This is a genomic window from Paenibacillus sp. GCM10023252, assembly GCF_042653305.1.
Lineage (GTDB): Bacteria > Bacillota > Bacilli > Paenibacillales > Paenibacillaceae > Pristimantibacillus.
In genome coordinates, this window is sequence record NZ_JBHSHW010000030.1 from 127,205 (window position 1) to 149,145 (window position 21,941).

Below are 21,941 nucleotides of genomic sequence, written 5' to 3' on the forward strand. Positions count from 1 at the left end.
TAATTAAGAGGGAGTGACGATGATGACTGTACTTCGTATCTATGATGTGAAGTGTGAATACAAGGTGAATCCCATTGGACTGTACGTGAAGCGGCCGCGAATCTCCTGGAAGCTGGATGCCGGGGAGAGAAGGGATGTCGTGCAGGCTGCGTATCAGATTCAGGCCTCCGAGGAAGACAGCTTCGGGCAGCTGCTATGGGATTCGGGAGAGGTGAGCGAGCAGTCATCCATTCATATTGCCTATAGTGGTGCTCCTCTTCTGTCGCGTAAGCGGTACTACTACCGGATACAAGTATGGGATTCCACAGGGGCTTCCTCCGGCTGGAGCGACACTTGTTATTGGGAGACAGGTATACGGAGCTCAGCAGAATGGCAGGCGGACTGGATAACGGGTGAGCTTCAGGACAAGGACAATGCTCACTATATGCGCAGAGAAGTGAAGGTTAGCCGACCGCTGGCTTCCGCTCGAATCTATGCAACGGCACTCGGATTGTACCGCCTGTATGTGAATGGCGAGCCTATCGATGACACGCTGTTCGCTCCAGGATGGACCTCGTACAACAATCGGCTGCAGGTACAGGCCTATGAGGTTACGGGTCATCTAGCTGATGGGGACAATGTGCTTGGAGCCATGCTGGGCAACGGCTGGTACAAGGGGAATCTGGGTTGGGGCGGCAGGACTGATCATTACGGCGCCCATAGAGCGCTGCTGCTGGAGCTGCATCTCACCTATACAGATGGCACCGAAGAGGTCATCTGTTCGGATGGCGGGTGGCAATACAGCTCTGGTCCGCTCTTGTACTCCGAGCTGTATCACGGGGAACGCTACGATGCACGGCTGGAGCGGGATGACTGGTGCAAGCCTGCAGGTCTGGCACATAGCGAAGGCTGGAGCCGTGCCGAGCGCATTGACGGCTTAGGGTATGATACGCTTGTTGCCCAAGAGAACGATGCGACTCGAATGACACAGGAGATTAAGCCTATTGCAGTCATAGCTACCCCTAGAGGCGAGACAGTGCTCGATATGGGGCAGAACATGGTCGGGTGGGTACGGTTCAAGGTAAGGGCGGCTGAAGGGACCGAGCTGAAGCTGCAGCATGCGGAGGTGCTGGACCTTGAAGGGAACTTCTATACCGGCAACCTGAGGACAGCCAAGCAGACGATAACCTACATCTGCCGCGGCGGAGTGGAGGAGAGCTATGAGCCCATCTTCTCCTTCCAAGGCTTCCGGTATGTGAGGCTGGAGGGGTGGCCGGAAGAGCAGCTTGACGAGCTGCTGCAGAGCGTGATGGGCTGCGTCATTCATACCGATATGGAGCCTACAGGAACCTTTGAATGTTCGGATGAAGACTTGAATCAGCTTCAGCGCAACATTGTATGGGGACAGCGGGGCAACTTCCTCGATGTCCCGACGGACTGCCCGCAGCGGGATGAGCGGCTGGGCTGGACGGGTGATGCGCAGGTGTTCATTCGGACAGCGGCGTTTAATTATGGTGTTGCGAATTTTTTCACCAAGTGGCTGAGAGATCTTGCGGCTGATCAGAGGGAGGACGGCGGCGTTCCGTTCGTCATTCCTGATCTTGAGGGGGTGGGATATGGCTCGGCGGCTTGGGGGGATGCGGCGGTTATCTGCCCATGGACACTATACGAATGCTACGGGGATACGCGCATATTGGAAGAGCAGTATGAGAGTATGAAGGCGTGGGTGGACTATATTCGCGCGCAGGGCGACGATGAGCTGCTCTGGAATACCGGCTTCCACTTCGGAGATTGGCTGGCGCTCGATGCGAAGGAGAACAGCTATATAGGAGCGACTCCGCGAGATCTCATCTGTACGGCCTTCTATGCCTATTCCACGGAGCTGCTGGCGAAGGCTGCAGCAGTCATTGGCAAGGAGGAGGAAGCAGCTGCTTACAGGGAGCTGCACAGTCTCATCTCGGCAGCATTCCGAGCGGAGTTCGTCACCCCGAACGGCCGCGTCGCCTCCCCGACGCAGACCGCTTATGTGCTGGCGCTCATGTTCGACCTGCTGGAGGAGGGGGATCGCCCCCGGACAGCCGCCATGCTGGCTGCTAATATTGAAGAGAATAAGGTGCATCTGACGACCGGCTTCGTAGGCACTCCCTATCTATGCTTGGTGCTGACCCGGTTCGGCTACTCGGACCTCGCGTATAAGCTTGCGCTGCAGAAGGAGTATCCTTCCTGGCTCTACTCAGTCACGAAGGGTGCGACGACAATCTGGGAGCATTGGGACGGCATTAAGCCTGACGGCTCGTTCTGGAGCGACGATATGAACTCCTATAATCACTATGCTTATGGGGCTATAGGAGACTGGTTCTATCGCCGGGTTGCTGGCATTGACACGGTAGAGGACCAGCCGGGCTACAAGCATATTCGCATCGAGCCACAGATTGAAGGGCCGCTCACGTATGCGAGAGCTGCGCTGCAGACCATGTATGGAGAGGTGTCTTCGAGCTGGGTGCGAGAGGGGGATGGGCGAGTCGTGCTGGAGGTGGGTATTCCGGCCAACACGACTGCAGAGGTCGTAACGCCTCCAATGTCCGCACTCTCTGGCATATCGCATGGCGGGGGAGTTCCACTAGCTGTGTCAGCAGGCATTCATGCCGCTCAGGAGACGGATGAGCAAGGGATGAGAATAACGATTGGCTCTGGAAGCTATCGATTCGAGTTCACCCTTCCGAGGGCAAGCGAGGCAGATCACGCCTTGACGGCGGGAACGTAAGGAGCATCAGGAGCATCAGGAGCATCAGAGCTGGGCATAGCTGCCTGGCTTTTTTATTTGCACATTTGTAAAAACGTTTACACCTACCAATCTCATCTTATATAATAGCGTTAATCTTATTTTTAAGATTAAAAGTAGTATGAACGGAGTAAACGTTTTTACAACAAAAGGAGATGGATTAGAATGAAGTCACGCAGAGCGATGTTGGTTGAGCCGGGCAAGCTGGAATTGCAAGAGGTTCATGTCGATATTGCCGCAGATGAGCTGCTCATTCAGGTGGAAGCTTGCGGATTATGCACATGGGAGCTGAATCACTTCCATGGAAGGCTGGGGCATAACCCGCAGCCGCTTGGGCATGAATGGTCGGGCAGAGTCATTGGCCTCGGCCAGGATACGCAAGGCTTCAAGGAAGGGGACCTGGTCACCGGATTGCCGAACAGCCTGACCGGATTCTCGGACTATATGGCGGTGAAGGCAGCGAATTCCTTCATCGTGGCTCCTCATGTATCCCCGGAGCATGCGCTGGGCGAGCCGCTTAAGTGTATCGTGACGGTACTGCGCGGAGCCGCGCCGGAAGCGGGAGACTATGGGGTAGTTATGGGCGCAGGGCCGATGGGACTATGGGCCGTGCAAGCGCTGGCGGGCAAGCTGCTTGGCGGTCTAATTGTCATCGATATTGATGACCGCAAGCTTGCGCTTGCTTCGAAGTTCGGAGCGACCCATACGATTAATGCGAAGGTGCATCATGCGGAGGAGATCGTCCGTGAGGTGACCGGAGGTCATATGGCAGACTTCGTTATTGAAGGAACGGGAAGCACAGCGGTCATTAATAGCTGCATCGGGCTGCTGAAGGCTGGACGCGGACGGCTCATTCTCATGAGTGCTTACAAGTCTGCTGGAAGCATAGATATGGAGGCGGTTATCAGCAAGTCCATTGAAGTGCGAGCTACTCACCCGGGTTATTCGGTGAATGAGCAGGATGATCAACGCCGCGCGGTCATCCTGCTGAACAACGGGGTGTTCGCCATGGAGGAGATTATCTCCCACCGCTTCGCTCTAGATGAGATTCAGCTCGCGTTCGACTCACTGGACCAGCGGCCTGACGGATATCTGAAGGGTATTGTCGTCCCTGGGGGAGGCCGACTCTAGTTATGATTCGTTACCAGGAAGACGCGCGAAGCTGGGTGCTGGAGACGGACCTTACCGCCTATGTGCTCGGTATAAGTGAGAGAGGGCATCTCCTCCATGCGTATTATGGCAGCAAGCTGCCTTATGACGCGGATTATCCCCCTGCTGCAGATGGACACGGCTGGGGCTCCTTCAACAGCGCAGAGGATCGGAACCCGGAGGAATATATGGCTTGGGGCGGCATTCGCTATGCGGAGCCATGTCTGAAGGCGACCTTCGCTGACCATGTCCGCGATGTGGTGCTGCAGTATGACCTGTTCTCTATAGAAGGTAATCAGTTAACCATCGTCATGAGAGATAAGGTCTATCCTCTGCAGGTAGAGCTGCTGTATCAGGTGCTGCCTGGGCTTAATCTAATCGAGCGCGAGGTGCGGCTCGCTAACCTGGGCAGCAGCCCTATCACCCTCGAGCAGGCGCTGAGCGGAACGCTTCACTTGCCTCGGGAGGAATCCTATCGTCTCTCTTACCTAACAGGCAAGTGGGCGGGCGAGACCCAGCTGCAGCAGATGAATATGCCCGAGGGTAAGTTCGTCATGGAGAGCCGGAGCGGGATAACGAGCCATCATACGAATCCGTGGTTCGCACTCGATGCAGGCGGAGCCGCTGATGAACGGCAGGGTGTTGTCTATTACGGGGCGCTGGCCTATAGCGGCAATTGGAAGATTGCCACAGAGTCCAGGCTGGGCAGGACGCGCGTCACTGCGGGTATTCATGACTTCGACTGGGCGTGGGAGCTGAAGGGCGGCACGACGTTCACCGTGCCGAAGCTCGTCCTTGGCTGCTCGGCAGAAGGCTTCGGCGGCGCCAGCCGCAGCCTGCATGACTACCAGCGGCAGCTTGTGCTGCCTGCGCCTCATCGCAGCGAGCTGCGCAAGGTGCTGTACAACTCATGGGAGGCAACGACCTTCGACGTCAATGAGGAGGATCAGGGCAAGCTGGCGGAGATTGCGGCGGAGCTCGGAGTAGAGCAGTTCATCATGGATGACGGCTGGTTCGGCGCCCGCAATACGGATAAGGCGGGGCTAGGCGATTGGGTCGTCAACCCGGAGAAGTTCCCTAACGGCCTGCAGCCGCTCATTGACAAGGTCGAGAGCCTCGGCATGGAGTTCGGCATCTGGGTGGAGCCGGAGATGGTGAACCCGGACAGCGACTTGTACCGTGCGCATCCGGATTGGGTGTACCACTACCCGACGCGAGAGCGCTCGATGATGAGAACCCAATGTGTGCTCAATCTTGCCAGACCTGATGTGCGGGAGTACCTGTTCAACTGCCTCGACAAGCTGCTGACGGACAATCGTATCCGCTTCGTGAAGTGGGATATGAACCGCGGCTTCAGTGAGCCGGGCTACCCGGATGCCTCTGCAGAGGAGCACCGGGAGATCTGGACGCGGCATGTGCAAGGGCTGTATGAGATGGTTAGGCAGCTGAAGGAGAACCATCCCGAGGTTATCTTCCAATCCTGCTCAGGCGGCGGGGGCCGAGTCGACCTGGGAATCCTGCAATACTTCGACCAAGTATGGACGAGTGACAATACGGATGCCTATGACCGACTGAGCATTCAAGAGGGATTCTCTCATGTCTACAGCGCGAAGGTGATGGAAGCTTGGGTGACAGCCGAGGAGCATTGGATGAACGGACGCCGATTGCCGCTGAAGTATCGGTTCCATTCGGCGATGACCGGCGTGCTCGGGATCGGAGAAGACCTGCATAAGTGGAGTGAAGCAGAGCGGGAGGAAGCGAAGGGGTACATCGCTCAGTACAAGGTGATTCGTCCCATCGTGCAGCATGGGCGGCAATACCGCCTTCGCTCAACTCGGCAAGGCATCGTCTCCTCCGTCATGTATGTCAGCGAGGATGGCCGTGAAGCAGTCGTATTCGGCTTCCTGCTCGGCAATCGCAACGGGGATGAGCTGCCGCTCATTCGCCTGGATGGATTGGATGCTAAGGCCTTGTATCGAGAGGAACAATCTCGTACGATGAAGAGCGGCAGTGCTTGGAAGACAATGGGAGTAACCTTGCCGCTGCGAGGCGACTTCGACAGCTGTCTGCTCAGACTAACTCGAGTGGAAGGATGAGGAGAGCTTGAGCAATCTTCGGTTGAATGCAATCTATGGGGACGGCATGGTCATTCAGCAAGGGCAGCCTATTCGCATCGCGGGAACCGCATCTGAAGGAGCGGAGGTGGCGGTCACTATAGGAGATCAGCGGGCAGCTGCCTTCGTACAGGAAGGCAGCTGGTCAGTGGAGCTGCCTCCCCTCACGGCGGACGGCCGCATCTACGACCTTCATGTGGCGTCGGGAGCGGAAGCGCTCCTGGTGCAGGATATTGTCGTCGGTGAGGTATGGGTGGCCGGCGGGCAATCGAATATGGAATGGACGCTGAAGCAGTCAGCGGGCGGGAACGTAGAGGCTGCTGCAGCCCACTATCCGGCCATTCGGTATTATAACGTTCCTCATGTGGCATGGGAGGAAGAAGGGGCGGAGCCGGCTGCAGATTGCTGGAGAGCGTGCACTCCTGAACATGCACCGGACTACTCTGCTGTGGCCTACTACTTCGCGAAGCAGCTTCATGAGAGGCTGGCAGTGCCTATCGGCATTATTGGCTGCAACTGGGGCGGGACGTCCGCTTCCTGCTGGGTAGAGGAGGCGGTGCTGCGTGAAGATGAGCAGCTGGCTGTCTACTTGCAGGAATATGAGCATACCTGCAGCAGCTATGAGAGTCCTGAGGACTATGAGCAGCAGAAGGCAAGCTACCAGGCTCTAGTCAATGCCTACAATGAGAGAGCTCTGGCATTGGGGAACCAGTTGTCTCCTGTGCTTGATGAGCATAAGGAAGCTTATCCTTGGCCTCCGCCAGTCGGGCCGGACAGCTTCCTTCGCCCGAGCGGTCTCTACCATACGATGCTGCAGAAGATTGTGTCGTACAGCGTTCGAGGAGCGATATTTTACCAAGGGGAGAGCGACACAGCCAAGGCGCATCTGTATGAGCGGCTGCTGACGGGATTAATCGCGAACTGGCGCAGAGACTGGCAGCTTCCGAACATGCCCTTCCTCTTCGTCCAGCTGCCTGGGTATAACGAGAATCCGACAGGCGAGGATTGGCCGCTCATGAGAGAAGCTCAGCAAGGGGTCAGCCAGCGGGTGCCTAATACGGCAATGGCCGTTAGTATTGACTGTGGGGATCCGAATGACATTCATCCTATTATCAAGCGTCCGATCGGGGAACGTCTGGCACTGCTCGCTCGCGAGCACGTGTACGGGCAGTCGGTGGAGGCGAACAGCCCTGTGCCGAGTAGCATTGAAGCCGATTACAAGGGCATGGTCCTCGTGACCTTCGCCCACGTATATGGAGGGCTGCTTGGAGCAGAGGAAGGGCTGGATGGATTCGAGCTGGCAGGTGCGGACGGAATCTATTATGCCGCAGAGGCGTCCATTCGCAGAGGCGGGAACGGTGTTGGGAATAGGAATGGTAATGGGAACGATAGCGGTAACGATATCGGCAATGGTTACGCGAACCAAGTGGAGGTGTCTGCTTCTCAAGTAGAGCACCCTGTCAGCATCCGATACGGTTGGCGCAACTACTGTGAGCTGTCCTTGCGGAACAGCGCCGGGCTTCCGGCCAGCTCCTTCAGAGCTGGGATAGCGGTGGAGGAACCGGCTTAGGTGAGGTGCAGGAAGACCACAGCATCTCTGCAGCATTAGCGCAGCAACAGCTGAGGAAGAGTGTAGACACAGGAGCACTCATGTTCAAGCAGGTGTATCCGCTAGAATCTCTCTAGGGATACGCCTTTTTCGCTATTTCTTCACTTTGTGAAGGAATGGGTTACATTTTGAACCTATGCTAGAGGCTCTGGCTCATCGTATACTGTAGGAACATTAATGAAGCATTCCTGCCCGAGGATGCCAACATGATACGGGAGTGAATCACTTGTTGATACGACTGATGATGCCTAGAGGACTATTCGCCAGAACGATTACCACCATCGCATCTATAATCGTCATCGTGCTCATCATGATGTCGGTGCTGCTGTATAACAACTTCGAGAGCAGAGCGATGGATATCGCCATTGACTCCAATATTAAGGGACTGTCGCAGATTAGCTACAGCGCCGACTTCATGAATGAGAATGTGCGCAACTTCGCCTTCTACCTATTCAACTCCAACTCGATTAAGCCCATTATGTATCAGACGGAGCTGGATCCCGAGCTGTGGGGGGAGGAGAGCTATCGTATCTACAATTATGCACTGATGCATCCCTTCGTTCATTCCGTATACGTATACAACGGAGACACGAAGAAGGCATATGTCGTGAATCTTACCGAGAATTCGCTGGAGAGCAAGCTCGTGCCAGCGCTAGTGAACAAGGATACCAACCTGCAGCCGATGAAGCCTGTACCTATGCGAATGGAACGCAATGTAGGAGGCAAGCTGATCCGTGAAGGGGTATACAGCTACGCAGCCTATGACATTGTCGATGATGACCACACAATTCAAGGAGCCGTGGTCGTGAATGTGAAGAGCTCCTATCTGTCGGAGCTGATCTCCTCCTTAAGCAACAAGACGAACACGAATACAGGCAGCACCTTGCTCATTAATCAGCAGGGCACAGTTGTCGGAGGATCGGACAGCGAGCTGTTCAACGAAGACCTGTCGAAGGAATCCTATGTCCGGAAGGTGCTGGGCTCTTCGACAGCGGAGGGTCACTTCCTAGCGGAGCTTGACGGCAGCAGGAAGCTCGTCACCTACGTCTCATCGGATCTGACGGGCTGGAAGTTCATTCATACGATGGACTACGAGCTAGTGGTCGGGCAGGTGGAGCGGATGAAGCAGCTCACTATTCTCGTCTGTGTATCCATGCTGCTCGCCACCATCCTCATCCTCTTCTTCGTGATGAAGCGAATTCACTTGCCGATTGAACATCTCATCGGCCGAATTAAGGAAGCTACAGGTAATGACAAGTCTGGCCGGGAGCAGCGGGATGAGGCGGCCTATCTGTCAGGTCTGTTCAGCGACATGTTCGCGAGTGCTAAGCAGCTGAAGGAGATGGAGAGGGATACTCGCAAGAACGTCTATATGAGAAGCTTGCTGCTAGAGGAGCAAGCACACAAGCAGCTCATGACGAGTCGGCTGCGCCAGCTGGGAGCGAGGCTTGACCCGGATGGCTCGGTGCAGCTCATCTCCTTCCATATCGACCATGCGACTGCCTTCCAGTCCCACTATTCCCTCCAGGATCAAGCCCTCCTTCGCTATGCGCTAAGCAACGCTGCAGGAGAAGTATTAGCTGACCGCAGCGGCCTAGAGCTGGTAGACATGGGCGATACCCGTATCGTGGCCATGATGAACGGGGCAGGTGCGGAGGAGTTGGAACAAGAGCAAGTCCAGAACAGGGAAGCTGCTCGTAAGCTGGGAGAGTGGTGCAGCCAGCATCTGAAGTTATCAGTGACGGTTGTCATCGGATCCCTGTTCCAGCAAGCATCTGAGCTGCATATTGCCTATCAGGAGCTTCATCAGTTGTCTCTTCATCGCTTGCTGATCGGTCATGGTTCGATGATTGAGAGGGGCATAGTAGAGGCAAGGCAATCCTGTAACATGGAGTTGTCTGCCGTCAAGAAGAAGAGGCTGCTGGAAGCGCTGGTGAACGGGAAGCAGGAGGAATCCGAAGAGATACTAGATGAGATCATAACAGAGCTGGGACAGGGCACCTACGATCACTGCGTCACCTCTCTCTACCAGCTGACGTACTTCATCTTCCACACGTTAGGAACGATGGAGAACAGCAAGCTGTCCGCTCAGCAGTATGATATCTACAGCTTCACGAGCAGGCTGGGTGCTTGCGAGACCTTGGAGGAGGTTAAGCGGCAATACCTGGAGCTGTTCACTCTCATCTGCGATGCTGTAGGGGAGGGGAAGAACAGCCGAACGAAGATGCTGACGGAATCCATTGCAGCTTATGTGGAGCACCATTATGCTGATAAGAACCTATCGCTCGAGAGTATTGCACAAGAGATGAATATGTCGAAGCTGTACGTTGGCCGTGTATTCCGAGAGACGCAAGGACAATCCATCTCCGATTATCTGACTGAGGTTCGGATGAAGCATGCGGTCAGGATGATGCAGGATGGGGAGCGGGATGTGAATGTGATTATGGACCGGGTAGGGTTCGATAATCGGAATTATTTCTACCGCTTGTTCAAGACAAGAGTAGGCGTCTCCTTCGCGGAGTACAAGATTAAGCTGTTGAACGATATAGCTGAAGGGTAAGCGGAGCTGCTTTTATGGAACATTACTCTGAGATAGATATAGAGGTAGAGGTAGAGGCCAAGGCCGACCTCTATTTTTTATTGCCCGATTGTGCTTCCGATAGCGAGTTTTGAACATATTGTACTCTTTTTGTTGTTGGCTGATGGATGGAGTTGTCCTATAGTGGGGGCAGGATGAGGGGGCTTGCCGTAGAAGCCTCCTTCCTAGTCGATGGCGAGGGAAGGGAGATTCAAGATGATGAAGCAAGGAACGAGAAGAACGAGACGAATAGCAGCTGCGATGCTCTTGCTAGCGATGGTCGTTCAACTATTCAGTGTACAGGGCTATACGTATGGGAGCTCCTCTCAAGAGCAGGTATACGTAGCTCTGACAGGCGATGATTCGACAGGAGATGGATCGGAGAGCAGCCCGTATCGCACTCTCGAGGCGGCAAGAGATCATATTCGCGCGGTGAAGGCGGCAAGCGGATTGCCAAGCGGAGGTGCAGCAGTCTACCTAAGAGGCGGCGATTATAAGCTGGATCATTCCTTCTCACTATTGGAAGCGGATTCAGGAGAGGCTGGCAAGCCAATTATCTATCAGGCGTATCCAGGTGAGAAGGTGAGGCTGCTTGGCGGAGTGAAGCTGAGCGGAGCGGATATGCATCCTGTCAATGACCCTGCCGTGCTTAGTCGTCTGCAGGATGAGGCTGAGAGCAAGATTGTCTCCTATGACTTGGAGGCCAATGGGATAACGGACTATGGCAGCTTGGAGCAGATCGGCTTCGGCTTCCCGAGCGTGCCTACAACCGGAGAGTTATTCATCGACGGTGAGCGAACGACGCTGGCTAGATGGCCTAATGAGCAGGATGGCGCAGGGGACACGCAGGGTTACGCCGTCATTAAGTCGTTGTTCGATGAAGGGGGATCCTGGAACTGGGGACAGGATGTCGATCGTGGTCCTACCTTCGAGTACGAGGATGAGCGTCCGGAGAGCTGGGCGCCATCCGAGGATATATGGATGATGGGCTTCTGGGCGTATGACTACGCCATGCACAATCTGAAGGTGAAGGGAATTGATCCTGGCAACAACTCTATTACTGGGGAGCAGCGAACATGGGCGCCAACGAAGCCTGGCCAGCGCTATTATTACTACAATGTGCTCGAGGAGCTGGACGTCCCGGGCGAGTGGTACGTGGATCGGGAGCAGGGCAAGCTGTACGTCTACCCGCAGGGAGACTTGACCGGGGCAGACATCTACTTCTCCGAGCTGCAGGAGACGATGGTGAAGATGAAGGACGTCTCCCACGTCCAGTTCAAGCATCTGTCTCTTGAGGTATCCAGAGGAAGCGCCTTCGAGGTGGAAGGCGGAGCGGAAGTGCAAGTGGACAGCTGCCGCATGGCGATGCTGGGGCTGCAGGGCGTTCGTATTACCGGCGGCTTCCATCACGGGGTTGTGAACAGTGAGATTACTGGTCTTGGGCATGGCGGGATTACGCTGAGCGGCGGCGATCGCAATACGTTAACGCCAGGCGAGCATTATGCCTTCAACAATCACATTCATCGCTATGCGCAGGTGAAGAAGACCGATACGCCGGCTATTGTGCTGGAGGGGGTCGGCAACCGTGCGGAGCATAACGAGATTAACGATGCACCGCATCAGGGCATCGTATTCTGGGGCAATGAGCATGTCATCGCTTATAACCATATTCATCACGTCGTTCAGGAGACCAATGACGCGGGTGCGGTCTATTCCTATAACGATCCGACGATGCGGGGTAACCGGATTAGTTATAATTATTTTCACGATATCTATGGGGAAGCTCAGGGGCCGGGCATTAAGGCTACTGCAGTATACCTGGACAACTATATTAGTGGGAGCTATGTGCAGGGCAATCTGTTCCGCAATGTCGACATGGCGGTGTTCATACATGGCGGACGATCCAATACGGTGACGGATAACATAGTGCTAGATAGCAAAAATTCGCTGAACTACATCAAGACCGGCTACGACGTGCCTATGGAGACGCTGGACGCTGTTCCGATTGCAAGCTCCGTCTGGCAGGACAAGTATCCGGAGCTGTCGACCTTCAGGGATGATGAGCCGGAGCTGCCTAAGTATAATAAGTTCCTGAATAATGTAATATTGAATTCCAATGCGATGGAGATGCCGTTCGAAGCGTTCTTGACGTACGAGACGACCTCGAATTGGAATACGCAGCTGCCCTTGGCTTCGGATGCGCTCGTTGATCCAGCTAATGGTGACTACCAGCTGAAGCCTCAGCTGGAAGCGCTGTCTAACGGGCTAGTACAGACGGAGCTGGCCACAATCGGGCTAACGAAGGACTATCCCTTCGGCCGCGGGCAAGGGGAAGCGAAGCTGACCGCAAGGGTTGACGGGGGGCTCGCAAGCGGTGCTGCCGCGGTACTGTTGGTTGGCGCTTCCGAGACGCTGCATGTATCACTAAGAGCAGCTGATGGCAGTGTTCGAGACGTACCTGCTGATGAGGTAACCTTCACGAGCAGCCAGCCTTCAACTCTAGCAGTGGACGATGGAGGAACGGTGGAGGCCGCAGCGACAGGTCAGGCTCAGATCAAGGTGAAGGTGGACGCCACCGGTGAGGAGACCGTGCTCTGGGTGGAGGTCATTGGCGATGCTACGGATCTGACTGTACGGCTGAATGCGGTGAAGACGGGGCTTAAGCTGGGAGAGGAGCTGGAGCTCTACCCATCATGGAAGACGCCTGGCGGCTTGTATGTTGACGCCGGGGATAAGACCAGCTTCGAGAGCAGTGAGGAGGCCGTAGCAGAGGTGTCTGCGGCTGCAGGTGTCGTGACGGCCAAGGGGCTGGGAACGAGCCTCATTACGGCGAAGACGGTCATAGGCGGGGCAGAGTCCATCGGTACGATTGAAGTGGGGGTGTTCGAGCGGACGATTAAGACGACGGCGGTACAGCTGGAGCAGTCTATTGTTCCTGTCGGCGGTACAACCAAGGTACTCGCATCCGCCAAGCTGGACGATGATTCTGAGCCGGTGCTTGCACCGGAGCAGATCTCCTACGAGGTATCAGATGTCCGCGGTACGAATGTACTGACCATTGATGATGACGGCACCGTACATGCCCTTCATCCGGGGCGGGCGAGAATAGATGTCGGGGTAACCCTGTTCGGAGTAACGGTGAAGAAGACGGTCTATGCCTCCGTCTATGAGGCAGGCGGGACCTTGCCGGCAGGCTGGGAGCTGAAGAGGTACGCATCGGAAGGGGCTGCTGTGTATGACAGCTCAGATTCATCCTATACCTTGATCAGCAATGGTTCGAACGTATGGAACAAGCCGGATCAGTTCACCTTCCTGAATAAGCAGGTTGAGCTGCAGGATCAGGAGTCTGTTGGCGTGAGTGTCAGTGCCAGGATTGAATCGATAGAGAAGACGTCGGACATTGCAGCAGCGGGCGTTACGATTCGGGAAGGGGACGCGGAGGATGCGAGGCATGTCGTCTACCGTGTGCAGAATGGCAGTACGGTATTCGTCTATCGGAAGACGGATGGCCAGGATCCCGCCTACACCGAAGAGTACGGCAAGTCGGATGTATGGTATGAGACCGGCGTTCAGATTAAGCTGCCTGCAGAGCTGAAGCTGACACGCGAAGGGGATAAGTATACCGGGTATCACAAGAATGAAGCAGAAGAATGGATTAAGGACGGGACAATCAGCGTTGTTCAAAAAATGGATAACACCATGCTCGCAGGAGTAGGCATCTATTCCGGCAATGTCTATAACCCGACTGAAGCTAACGTATCCAACGTTCAAGTGGAGACCTATCCGCTAACTCCGTCTGAGGAGACGCCGGATCAGATTCGAGAGATTGATCCGCTCGATGATTGGAGTCGCACGCTGGAGCATTCGGATGGTGCGGTTATTGAGTTCCGTAACGGTGATGCTTCAGCTGAGGGGGATATGTTCTCTGCACGCAAGGCGGAGACCAGCGAGGCTGCATCTGAATGGTTCACCTATGAGAGAAGCGGGCTAACGTCATACTCTGTGAAGCTGTTCTACCATGAGCTGTCTCGCACGACGCTGGCGAACAAGCTGAAGGTATACGTGTCGAGTAACAATAAGGACTGGTCGAGGATGGAGACTCAGCTAGACCCAGCTAGTGTGACGCTGACGGGAGGCTGGTCACGCACGTTCGTAACACCGAAGGGGGACATCCCTGCAGGAACGAAGTATATTCGATTCTCACTGGAGAATCTGAATGACAACAAGTGGTCGGTGCAGCTGTCGGAGATTGCCTTCCTGAGGAAGGCGGGTGTGGAGACGACAGTGGATGACTTCACCGACAGAGGGATGGCACACTCGTATTCCGACTCAGACTCTGCCGGGAACGAGACGGATGATTGGTCCCGTGAGGATGCATCGAATGAAGCCGTCTTCGGCCGGATTCCGCTCGTGCTACGGAAGGCCGATCATGTGGCAGCGGGAGTGAACCCGTCTATTGTGTATCATTATGACAACCTTGCTGGAAGCACGGTGAAAGTGTTCTACCATACGAGCTTCGTGAGTGATCCTATATCACATCTCAAGCTGTATGGAGCGGCGAAGCTGCCGACTCCACCGACTCCTCCGGGTGGGGGAACGGGAGTGAACCTGCTAACAAATGCAGGATTCGAGAGCGGGCTGGACAGCTGGAGCATCATGGGCGGTCAGGAGGAAGCAACGACGGATGCTGCTTATGTGAAGGAAGGAGTGAAGGCTGCTCGAGTTGGTTCAGAGTGGGGAGGTGCTGAGCAGTATGTCGAGGGGATTACACCTGGAACGAGCTACCGACTTAGCGCATCGGCATGGAACCTCGACAGCAGTCAGACGGGCATCGTCGTCGTCAGCGCACTGGACGCAGCGGATAACAAGGTCGGAGAGAAGACGCTTGAATTCACGCAAGGCACGGCATATGAGGAGAAGACAGCTGTATTAACGGCACCTGCCCAAGCGGTGAAGCTGAAGGTGTGGTACTTCAAGGCTTATAAGGGAGGAGACGCGTTCTACGTCGATCAGCTTAGTCTTGCGGCCGAAGCGGCACCGCCTGCTGAAGTGGAAGAAGGCTGGGCAGCGCTGCCCGTTGAAGCTTCCGGCGACCAAGAGATGGGCGGCGGCTGGAGAGCCGCAGTGGTGAAGGTGACCGGGGGAATGCCTGATGGCACAAGCTTCCTGAAGGTGCAGCTGGAAGGTATGACAGGCGGAGATGCTCTGCCTAACTGGGCTTATCGTATTGGAGAGGTGGAGTTGAAGCATCTCGTTCCATGGTCGGATCAGACAGCTCCTGTCGTTACATTAAATGGGGCTGGAACGATTGAATTGGAGCAAGGGGCGGTATTCACGGACCCCGGTGCTTCCGCTATGGACAATGTAGATGGAGCTCTGCAAGTGGAAGTAAGCGGCTCTGTTAATTCAGCCGTTGTTGGCGTATACGTATTAACCTACACGGCTGTCGATCTAGCGGGTAATCGCGGGCAAGCGACGAGGACGGTGAGCGTGGTTGCTAAGCCTGATGTACCGGATGGAGGAGGCACAGGCGGAGGAGAGTCTGGCGGTCAGGGGGGACAACAAGGCCAGCCATATCTCGTGACCGGCGATCTGATCACAGTGAAGACGGATGAAGCTGCCCAAGTGGTCGTGCCTGCACATAAGACACTTATTCAATTAACGGCAGCTGCACTTCAGAAGCTGGGCAGTCGAAGCTTGCAAGTCGCTATTCAGGGATTGATGGTAACCATTCCACCGAAGGTTATTAATGAGCTGGTGGAGTTGGATGCCAACGGAAGTATTCAACTGGAGACGTCCAGGCTGCCTGAGGCAGAGGCGGCGGGGCTGCTTCGCAAGGGCTTCAAGAAGAAGCATGTGAAGGTGGAAGCATCGGGTGGAGTATATACCGTGGATATGAAGGTTGTTGCCGCAGACGGCCGAGTATTGCGTCTGGATAAGCTGGAGGAGCCGCTCCTGCTGGAGCTGCCGCTAATGAAGGAAGAACAACGTAATTCTAGCAGCTCGCATGTGAGAGGCTACAGATTCAATGAAGCAGCCGCTGGGTGGGAGTATGCCGGAGGAAGATCTTCAAGAGATGGCAGCCTGGTGGAGTTGAAGCTGAAGCAGCTCGGCACCTATGCTCTGCTGGATGTTCAAGTTGCTTATACGGATGTTCCGAAGCAGCACTGGGCCTATGAAGCTATTCGGGAGCTGTCGGCGCGGCAGATTGTTCAAGGTATGGACGAAGGTAGATATGGTCCAGGCGGTGAACTGACTCGTGCGCAATTCGCGGTGATGCTGTCCCGTGTACTTGGTCTTCAGTCTAAGGTGCCAGGTGAAGCAGGCTTCCAAGACGTCGCTGAGGGAGCTTGGTATGCCGAGGACGTAGAGGCAGCAGCGGCGAACGGAATTATTCAAGGCCGTTCCCACGGTAAGTTCGAGCCGGACCGTCTCGTGGCGAGAGAAGAGATGGCGGTCATGCTCATTCGAGCGTATAAGCTGGCTGGCAATTCCCCTGCAGTGGAGGCAGCAAGCCGCTCTCTGACGGATGGCGACAGCCTATCGGATTGGTCGAAGGAAGCTGTCCACCAGGCTCTCGGCCTTGGTCTCTTAAGCGGCAAGGGAGGCGGGCAATTCGATCCTCAAGGGATGACGACAAGAGCACAAGCGGCGAAGGCCCTCTACGAGCTGATCCTCATTGTGGAGCAATAGTAAGCAGTTGGATATGAACTGAGCCATGCTCAGATAAGCTGAGCTGGCCCCCTTCCTCAAGGCAGGGGGCCAGCAGGCTTATGGTCATGTGTATAACGAAGGGAGGAGGATTGAAGGCCATTGCGGCGGGCTGACATGATGAATCGCAGGAAGTCTGGCTAATGTTCCGGCTAATGAAGGAGGTGATCTGCGGCGGGCAGCTGTCCGTTGACTTAATCTCTACTGGCTTGTGAATGAAGCGCAGAGGAACGAATGAAGCCCACTATAGGAGGAATGAAATAATGAGGACAAGGACATTCGAATGGACGAAGCAACAACAACGCTCCAAGCAGGGTCAGCTAGCTAAGTCGTTCAAGCTGCTGCTGCTTGCAGCTGCTATGCTGCTAAGCCTAATCCTGCCAGCTCCCAGCGCTAATTATGTAAGCGCAGCCAATCTAACAGATACCTTTGCCGACTGGAGTAAGGTCTATGTCCGCTCCGACGCTGACGCTAACCCCGGCAATAGTACGGAGGATTGGACGCAGGACGCTGCGGTAACAGGCAGTGCTCCGGCAGATGCCTACAATCTGGTCAAGTCACCCAGCGCTACCGATGCGACGGAGCCCTATCTCATCTACCGCTATGACCATATATCAGCTCTAACAGCCAAGGTCTACTATCATCGAACTTACTATGGCAATGCCCTCTCCTCTATCCGTATACACACATCAGCAGATGCTGTGACCTGGCAGGAGGAGATGCTAGCCGAGCAGGATACGATGGACTTCGGCGGGGGATGGAATCGTGCCAATGTGACACTGAAGAGCACCCCGCCAGCAGGAACCAAGTATCTCAAGATGACATTGACTGGCCCCATTAATCCAAGATGGTCCTACCGAATTGGCAGCGTGCAGCTGACCTATGCTGCGGCAAGCGCAGCCCCTGCAGAGCTGTTCGTGTCAACGCTCGGCAATGACACGACCGCCACGGGGACGATAGCCAGTCCGTTCCGCACGCTTGAGGGAGCAAGGAATAAGATCAGACAGCTCAAGTCCTCCAGCGGACTGCCGGCAGGAGGGGTCATCGTCTATGTCAGGCAGGGAGATTATACGCTGTCGCAGACCTTCTCACTCGGCAGTCAAGACAGCGGGGAGAGCGGCAAGCCCGTCGTCTACAGTTCATATCCAGGAGAGAAGGTCAGGCTATTGGGGGGAGCGAAGCTGAGCGGCTCTTCCTTCACAGCTGTATCCGATCAAGCAGCTATTACCCGCATTCCATCAGCGGCAAGACCGTATGTTAAGGTGGTCAGTCTGTCTGCACAAGGCGTCACCAACTACGGATCGCTGCAGCAATACGGCTTCGGCTTCCCTACTGCAGCGGCCGATCCGCAGCTTATCGTAGACCACGAGCCTCGGACTCTGGCCAGATGGCCGAATACAGGATTCGTACTCACTGGACAGATCTATGATGCGGGAGGATCGCTGGAGTTCGGGCAGAATGTCGATCGGGGGCCAACCTTCGGCTATGCCGATGCGAGACCATCTGGCTGGTCGCAGATTACCGACGTGTGGATGAACGGTTATTGGGCGTACGATTACGCCATTCATAATCTCCGTATAAGCAGTATCGACACAGGTGCGAAGAAGATTACAGCCGCTCAGAAGACTTGGGCACCCATCACTGCAGGACAGCGTTATTATTATTACAATATTCTGGAGGAGCTCGATACCCCGGGGGAGTGGTATCTCGACCGCTCATCTGGCATGCTGTATTATTATCCGCTCACAAGTCTCGCGCAGAGTGAAGTGCTGTTCACCCAGCTTACCGACGATATGATTAGCTTGAACAGCACCTCTCATGTCATCTGGAGGGGAATGACACTTGAAGGAACGAGAGGCAAGGGAATGACCGTCACAGGAGGCAGTCATATTCAGGTTACAGGCAATCTGTTCCGCTCGACCGGATTGTACGCCGTTACACTTGCCGGAGGCACCAGTCATTCGGTCACGAATAACGAGATGACAGAGCTCGGACAAGGCGGGGTGGATGTCAGCGGAGGAGACCGCAGCACACTAACAGCTGCAGGACATCTTGTGTCGGACAATCATATTCACAAGTTCTCACAGATCACACGCACCTACACCCCTGCCGTACAGCTTGGCGGTGTTGGTAATAAGGTAACGCATAATCTCATCCACGATTCGCCGCATCAGGCCATTCAATTCTCAGGCAATGACAACATAATAGAGTACAATGAGATCTACGATGTGGTGAAGGAGACGAATGACTCTTCAGCCATCTATGCGTACAATGACTTCTCCATGTGGGGCAACAAGATTCAATACAACTACTTCCACGACATCGTAGGCGAGGGTCAGGGGCCCGGCATCAAGGCTACTGCTGTCTATCTTGATAATTACATTAGCGGGACAATGGTAGTCGGCAACATCTTCGAGCGATGCTCGCTTGCCGTCTTCATTCATGGAGGCAGGAGCAACCTCATCGCTGATAACAAAATCTTCGATTCCACAGCATCTATTAATGTCATCAAGACTGGGTATGCACCACCGCTAGACAGCTTAAGCGGAGTTCCGTATACAAGCTCCGCTTGGACGAGTAAGTATCCCGAGATTGCGACAGTACTTACGGATCGTACAGAAGATCCGATGTATAATCAGCTGCTCCGCAATGTTATCGTCAGTACACCTGGCATTGGGGTGCCTGCTGAGGATTACGGCATTCTTAATCAGAATAATACGACCTATACCGACTATACCGCCTTCATGAACCCGGCAGCGGAGGACTTCCGTCTCATCCATTCATCGACTGCACTGGCTGCCGGTACTAATGAGTTCGATCTGCAGCTCATTGGGCCGAACAGACAGTCTCCATCAGGTCTCGCCGCAGCAATTCATCATCTAACAATCAAGACTGCGAGCTCACACAGCGGCAAGGAGATGGTGCTGATCGACAAGACGAAGACCGAGCAATTAATTGTCCATGCTGAGACGGGAGACGGCTTCGGCTATTCCTTGCCAGCTGCCAGCCTGACTTACCAATCGGACAACACAGCCGCTGCAACGGTCAGTGCCGCCGGCCTTATCACTGCCGTCAATAACGGAACGGCTAAGATTACGGTCACGAACAGCGCTACGGGACACAGTCAGTCTATACGAGTGAATGTTGGGAACGGAGTCTCCGGCCTCACGGCAATGACGCTTACAGCTCCTTCCCAGACGATGCGTTCAGGAAGCAGTGCTGTCCTCAGCATGAAGTGGCAGGCAGGCGGAGGCTACGTTGATCTCTATCCCATCACGACGTTCAGCAGCAGCAACTCTGCTGTCGCTTCTGTTGATGCGAGTGGAAGGGTCATTGCGAAGTCTCCAGGTCAAGCGACCTTGACCGCAACGACGGCTCGGAACGGCTCGTCGAAGACGGCATCAACCACCATCACCGTTCAACAGCCCGCCCAGTCCATTACTCTCTCCAACGCAGGCTTTGAAGCAGACGGTGCTTACAGCCAGAGCATAACAGGCTGGTATACGTGGACACCTGATGGCACGAATGATGCGGACTATGCGGAGTATGCTGCGGACGCTCATGGAGGCACCCATCAGATTGCTCATTGGAAGGCGAGTGCGTATACGATCTTAACCGCACAGACCGTCAGCGTTAGCAACGGTACCTACACCTTGAAGGCATGGGTTCGTTCCAGTGGAGGGCAGAATACGGCCATTCTCTTCGCGAAGAGCTTCGGAGGAAGTGAGCGCAATACGGCGATACCCGCAACAGGTGCCTGGACGCAGGTGACGGTACCGAACATACCTGTTACCAATGGACAGATTGAGTTCGGCTTCTATTCGGAAGCCGATGCCAATGAATGGCTCAACATGGACGATGTAGAGCTCATCAAGCTCTAGTACCTACACAGAGGGCTGTCCTCTGAGGCAATTACCGCCGAGGGGACAGCCCATTTGTGTCGAATCGCCGTCTTTTGTTGTGTTACGCCACATTTTACACCATTCCATGTTCGCTAACGCTTGTAATTCACCACTCCTTCTTCTAGTGAGAGCTGCAGGAACCAGACTATACTAGCGCTATGAACTCAAGTTACTAGAGAGGATGACCGTCCGTGACAAGCCAATCTCGTTCCAAAAGCCTCATACACCGTAACGCCCCGCTGCTCAGCATGGCAGCGCCGGGATTAATCCTGCTATTCTGCTTCTCTTATCTGCCTATGTTCGGTATTATTGTAGCCTTCAAGAATTATCAGTTCGACAAGGGCATCTTAGGGAGCGAATGGGTCGGGTTCAGTAACTTCGAGTTCCTGTTCGGCTCTGCTGACGCCTGGAGAATTACGTACAATACCCTCTTCCTCAATGCCTTGTTCATCGTGTGCGGCACCCTGTTCTCCATCCTGCTTGCCCTCCTGCTGAATGAAGTGGGCAGCAAGCTGTGGGGAAGCTTCTTCCAGTCCACCTTCTTCTTCCCTTATATTCTATCCTGGGTAATCGTCGGCTACTTCGCCGTTGCCTTCCTGCAGGACAAGGGATTCGTGAACAGCTTCTTAAGTGTCTTCGGCTTGCAAGGGGTGAGCTGGTACAACCATGCGGAGCTGTGGCCAGCGCTTCTCGTGGTCATCTCAATCTGGAAGGGAGCAGGGTATGGTTCTATTATGTATCTCGCAGGGATGATGGGCATTAGCAATGAATATTACGAGTCTGCACGTATCGACGGGGCGAACAAGCTGCAGCAGATTGCCTATATCACGCTCCCGCTCATCCGCCCGCTCATCATCATTCTGACTCTGCTCAGCATCGGCAAGATCTTCTACGCCGACTTCGGCATGTTCTACAATTTGACCAACTTCGGCAATCTGTTCTCTACGACCGATGTTATCGATACGTATGTGTTCCGAGCGCTGCGAGTAACCGGCGATGTAGGCATGGCTTCTGCAGCGGGCTTCTACCAAGCAGTAGTCGGCTTCATCCTCGTCCTGGCCTCTAATCTGCTAGTTCGTCGATTGGACCCGGACAGTGCCCTATTCTAATTCATCAG

8 protein-coding genes are annotated in these 21,941 nt (G+C 54.8%); all 8 read left to right on the top strand.

Annotation, left to right across the window (positions count from 1 at the left end; translation table 11 throughout):
- Positions 1–22: 22 nt before the first annotated feature.
- The 8 genes from ACFO9Q_RS18510 (at position 23) to ACFO9Q_RS18545 (ending at position 21,933) form a co-directional block, all read left to right on the top strand.
- Entirely contained in the window at positions 23–2,743 is a 2,721-nt protein-coding gene (locus ACFO9Q_RS18510; RefSeq protein WP_379185015.1) for a family 78 glycoside hydrolase catalytic domain, read from the top strand.
- A gap of 183 nt (positions 2,744–2,926) precedes the next feature.
- Positions 2,927–3,892 carry a zinc-dependent alcohol dehydrogenase gene (locus ACFO9Q_RS18515; protein WP_379184826.1) on the top strand — a complete coding sequence of 322 codons (966 nt, stop codon included), beginning with the start codon at positions 2,927–2,929 and terminating at the stop codon, positions 3,890–3,892.
- Positions 3,893–3,894: 2 nt separating this feature from the next.
- Positions 3,895–6,006: an alpha-galactosidase gene (locus tag ACFO9Q_RS18520; RefSeq protein WP_379184828.1), complete on the top strand. Its 2,112-nt coding sequence runs from the start codon at positions 3,895–3,897 to the stop codon at positions 6,004–6,006.
- A 7-nt stretch (positions 6,007–6,013) separates the two neighbouring features.
- A complete protein-coding gene (locus ACFO9Q_RS18525; RefSeq protein WP_379184830.1) occupies positions 6,014–7,594 on the top strand; it encodes a sialate O-acetylesterase in 1,581 nt (526 codons plus the stop codon).
- Between the two features lie 265 nt (positions 7,595–7,859).
- Positions 7,860–10,193, top strand: a complete 2,334-nt coding sequence (locus ACFO9Q_RS18530) for a helix-turn-helix domain-containing protein (protein ID WP_379184832.1) — start codon at positions 7,860–7,862, stop codon at positions 10,191–10,193.
- Positions 10,194–10,427: 234 nt separating this feature from the next.
- Positions 10,428–16,904 (top strand): S-layer homology domain-containing protein, encoded by a 6,477-nt coding sequence (locus ACFO9Q_RS18535; RefSeq protein ID WP_379184834.1) that lies wholly within the window; start codon positions 10,428–10,430, stop codon positions 16,902–16,904.
- A 281-nt stretch (positions 16,905–17,185) separates the two neighbouring features.
- Positions 17,186–20,803 (top strand): right-handed parallel beta-helix repeat-containing protein, encoded by a 3,618-nt coding sequence (locus tag ACFO9Q_RS18540; protein WP_379184836.1) that lies wholly within the window; start codon positions 17,186–17,188, stop codon positions 20,801–20,803.
- A gap of 269 nt (positions 20,804–21,072) precedes the next feature.
- On the top strand, positions 21,073–21,933 hold the full coding sequence (locus ACFO9Q_RS18545) for an ABC transporter permease subunit (RefSeq protein WP_379185017.1): 861 nt from the start codon (positions 21,073–21,075) through the stop codon (positions 21,931–21,933).
- Positions 21,934–21,941: the final 8 nt, after the last annotated feature.

Excerpts from the sequence above, each read along its gene's own strand:
- ACFO9Q_RS18540 (WP_379184836.1), top strand. The coding sequence starts at position 17,186 with ATGAGGACAAGGACATTCGAATGGACGAAGCAACAACAACGCTCCAAG.
- ACFO9Q_RS18535 (WP_379184834.1), top strand. The coding sequence starts at position 10,428 with ATGATGAAGCAAGGAACGAGAAGAACGAGACGAATAGCAGCTGCGATG.
- ACFO9Q_RS18520 (WP_379184828.1), top strand. The coding sequence starts at position 3,895 with ATGATTCGTTACCAGGAAGACGCGCGAAGCTGGGTGCTGGAGACGGAC.
- ACFO9Q_RS18510 (WP_379185015.1), top strand. The coding sequence starts at position 23 with ATGACTGTACTTCGTATCTATGATGTGAAGTGTGAATACAAGGTGAAT.
- ACFO9Q_RS18545 (WP_379185017.1), top strand. The coding sequence starts at position 21,073 with ATGGCAGCGCCGGGATTAATCCTGCTATTCTGCTTCTCTTATCTGCCT.
- ACFO9Q_RS18515 (WP_379184826.1), top strand. The coding sequence starts at position 2,927 with ATGAAGTCACGCAGAGCGATGTTGGTTGAGCCGGGCAAGCTGGAATTG.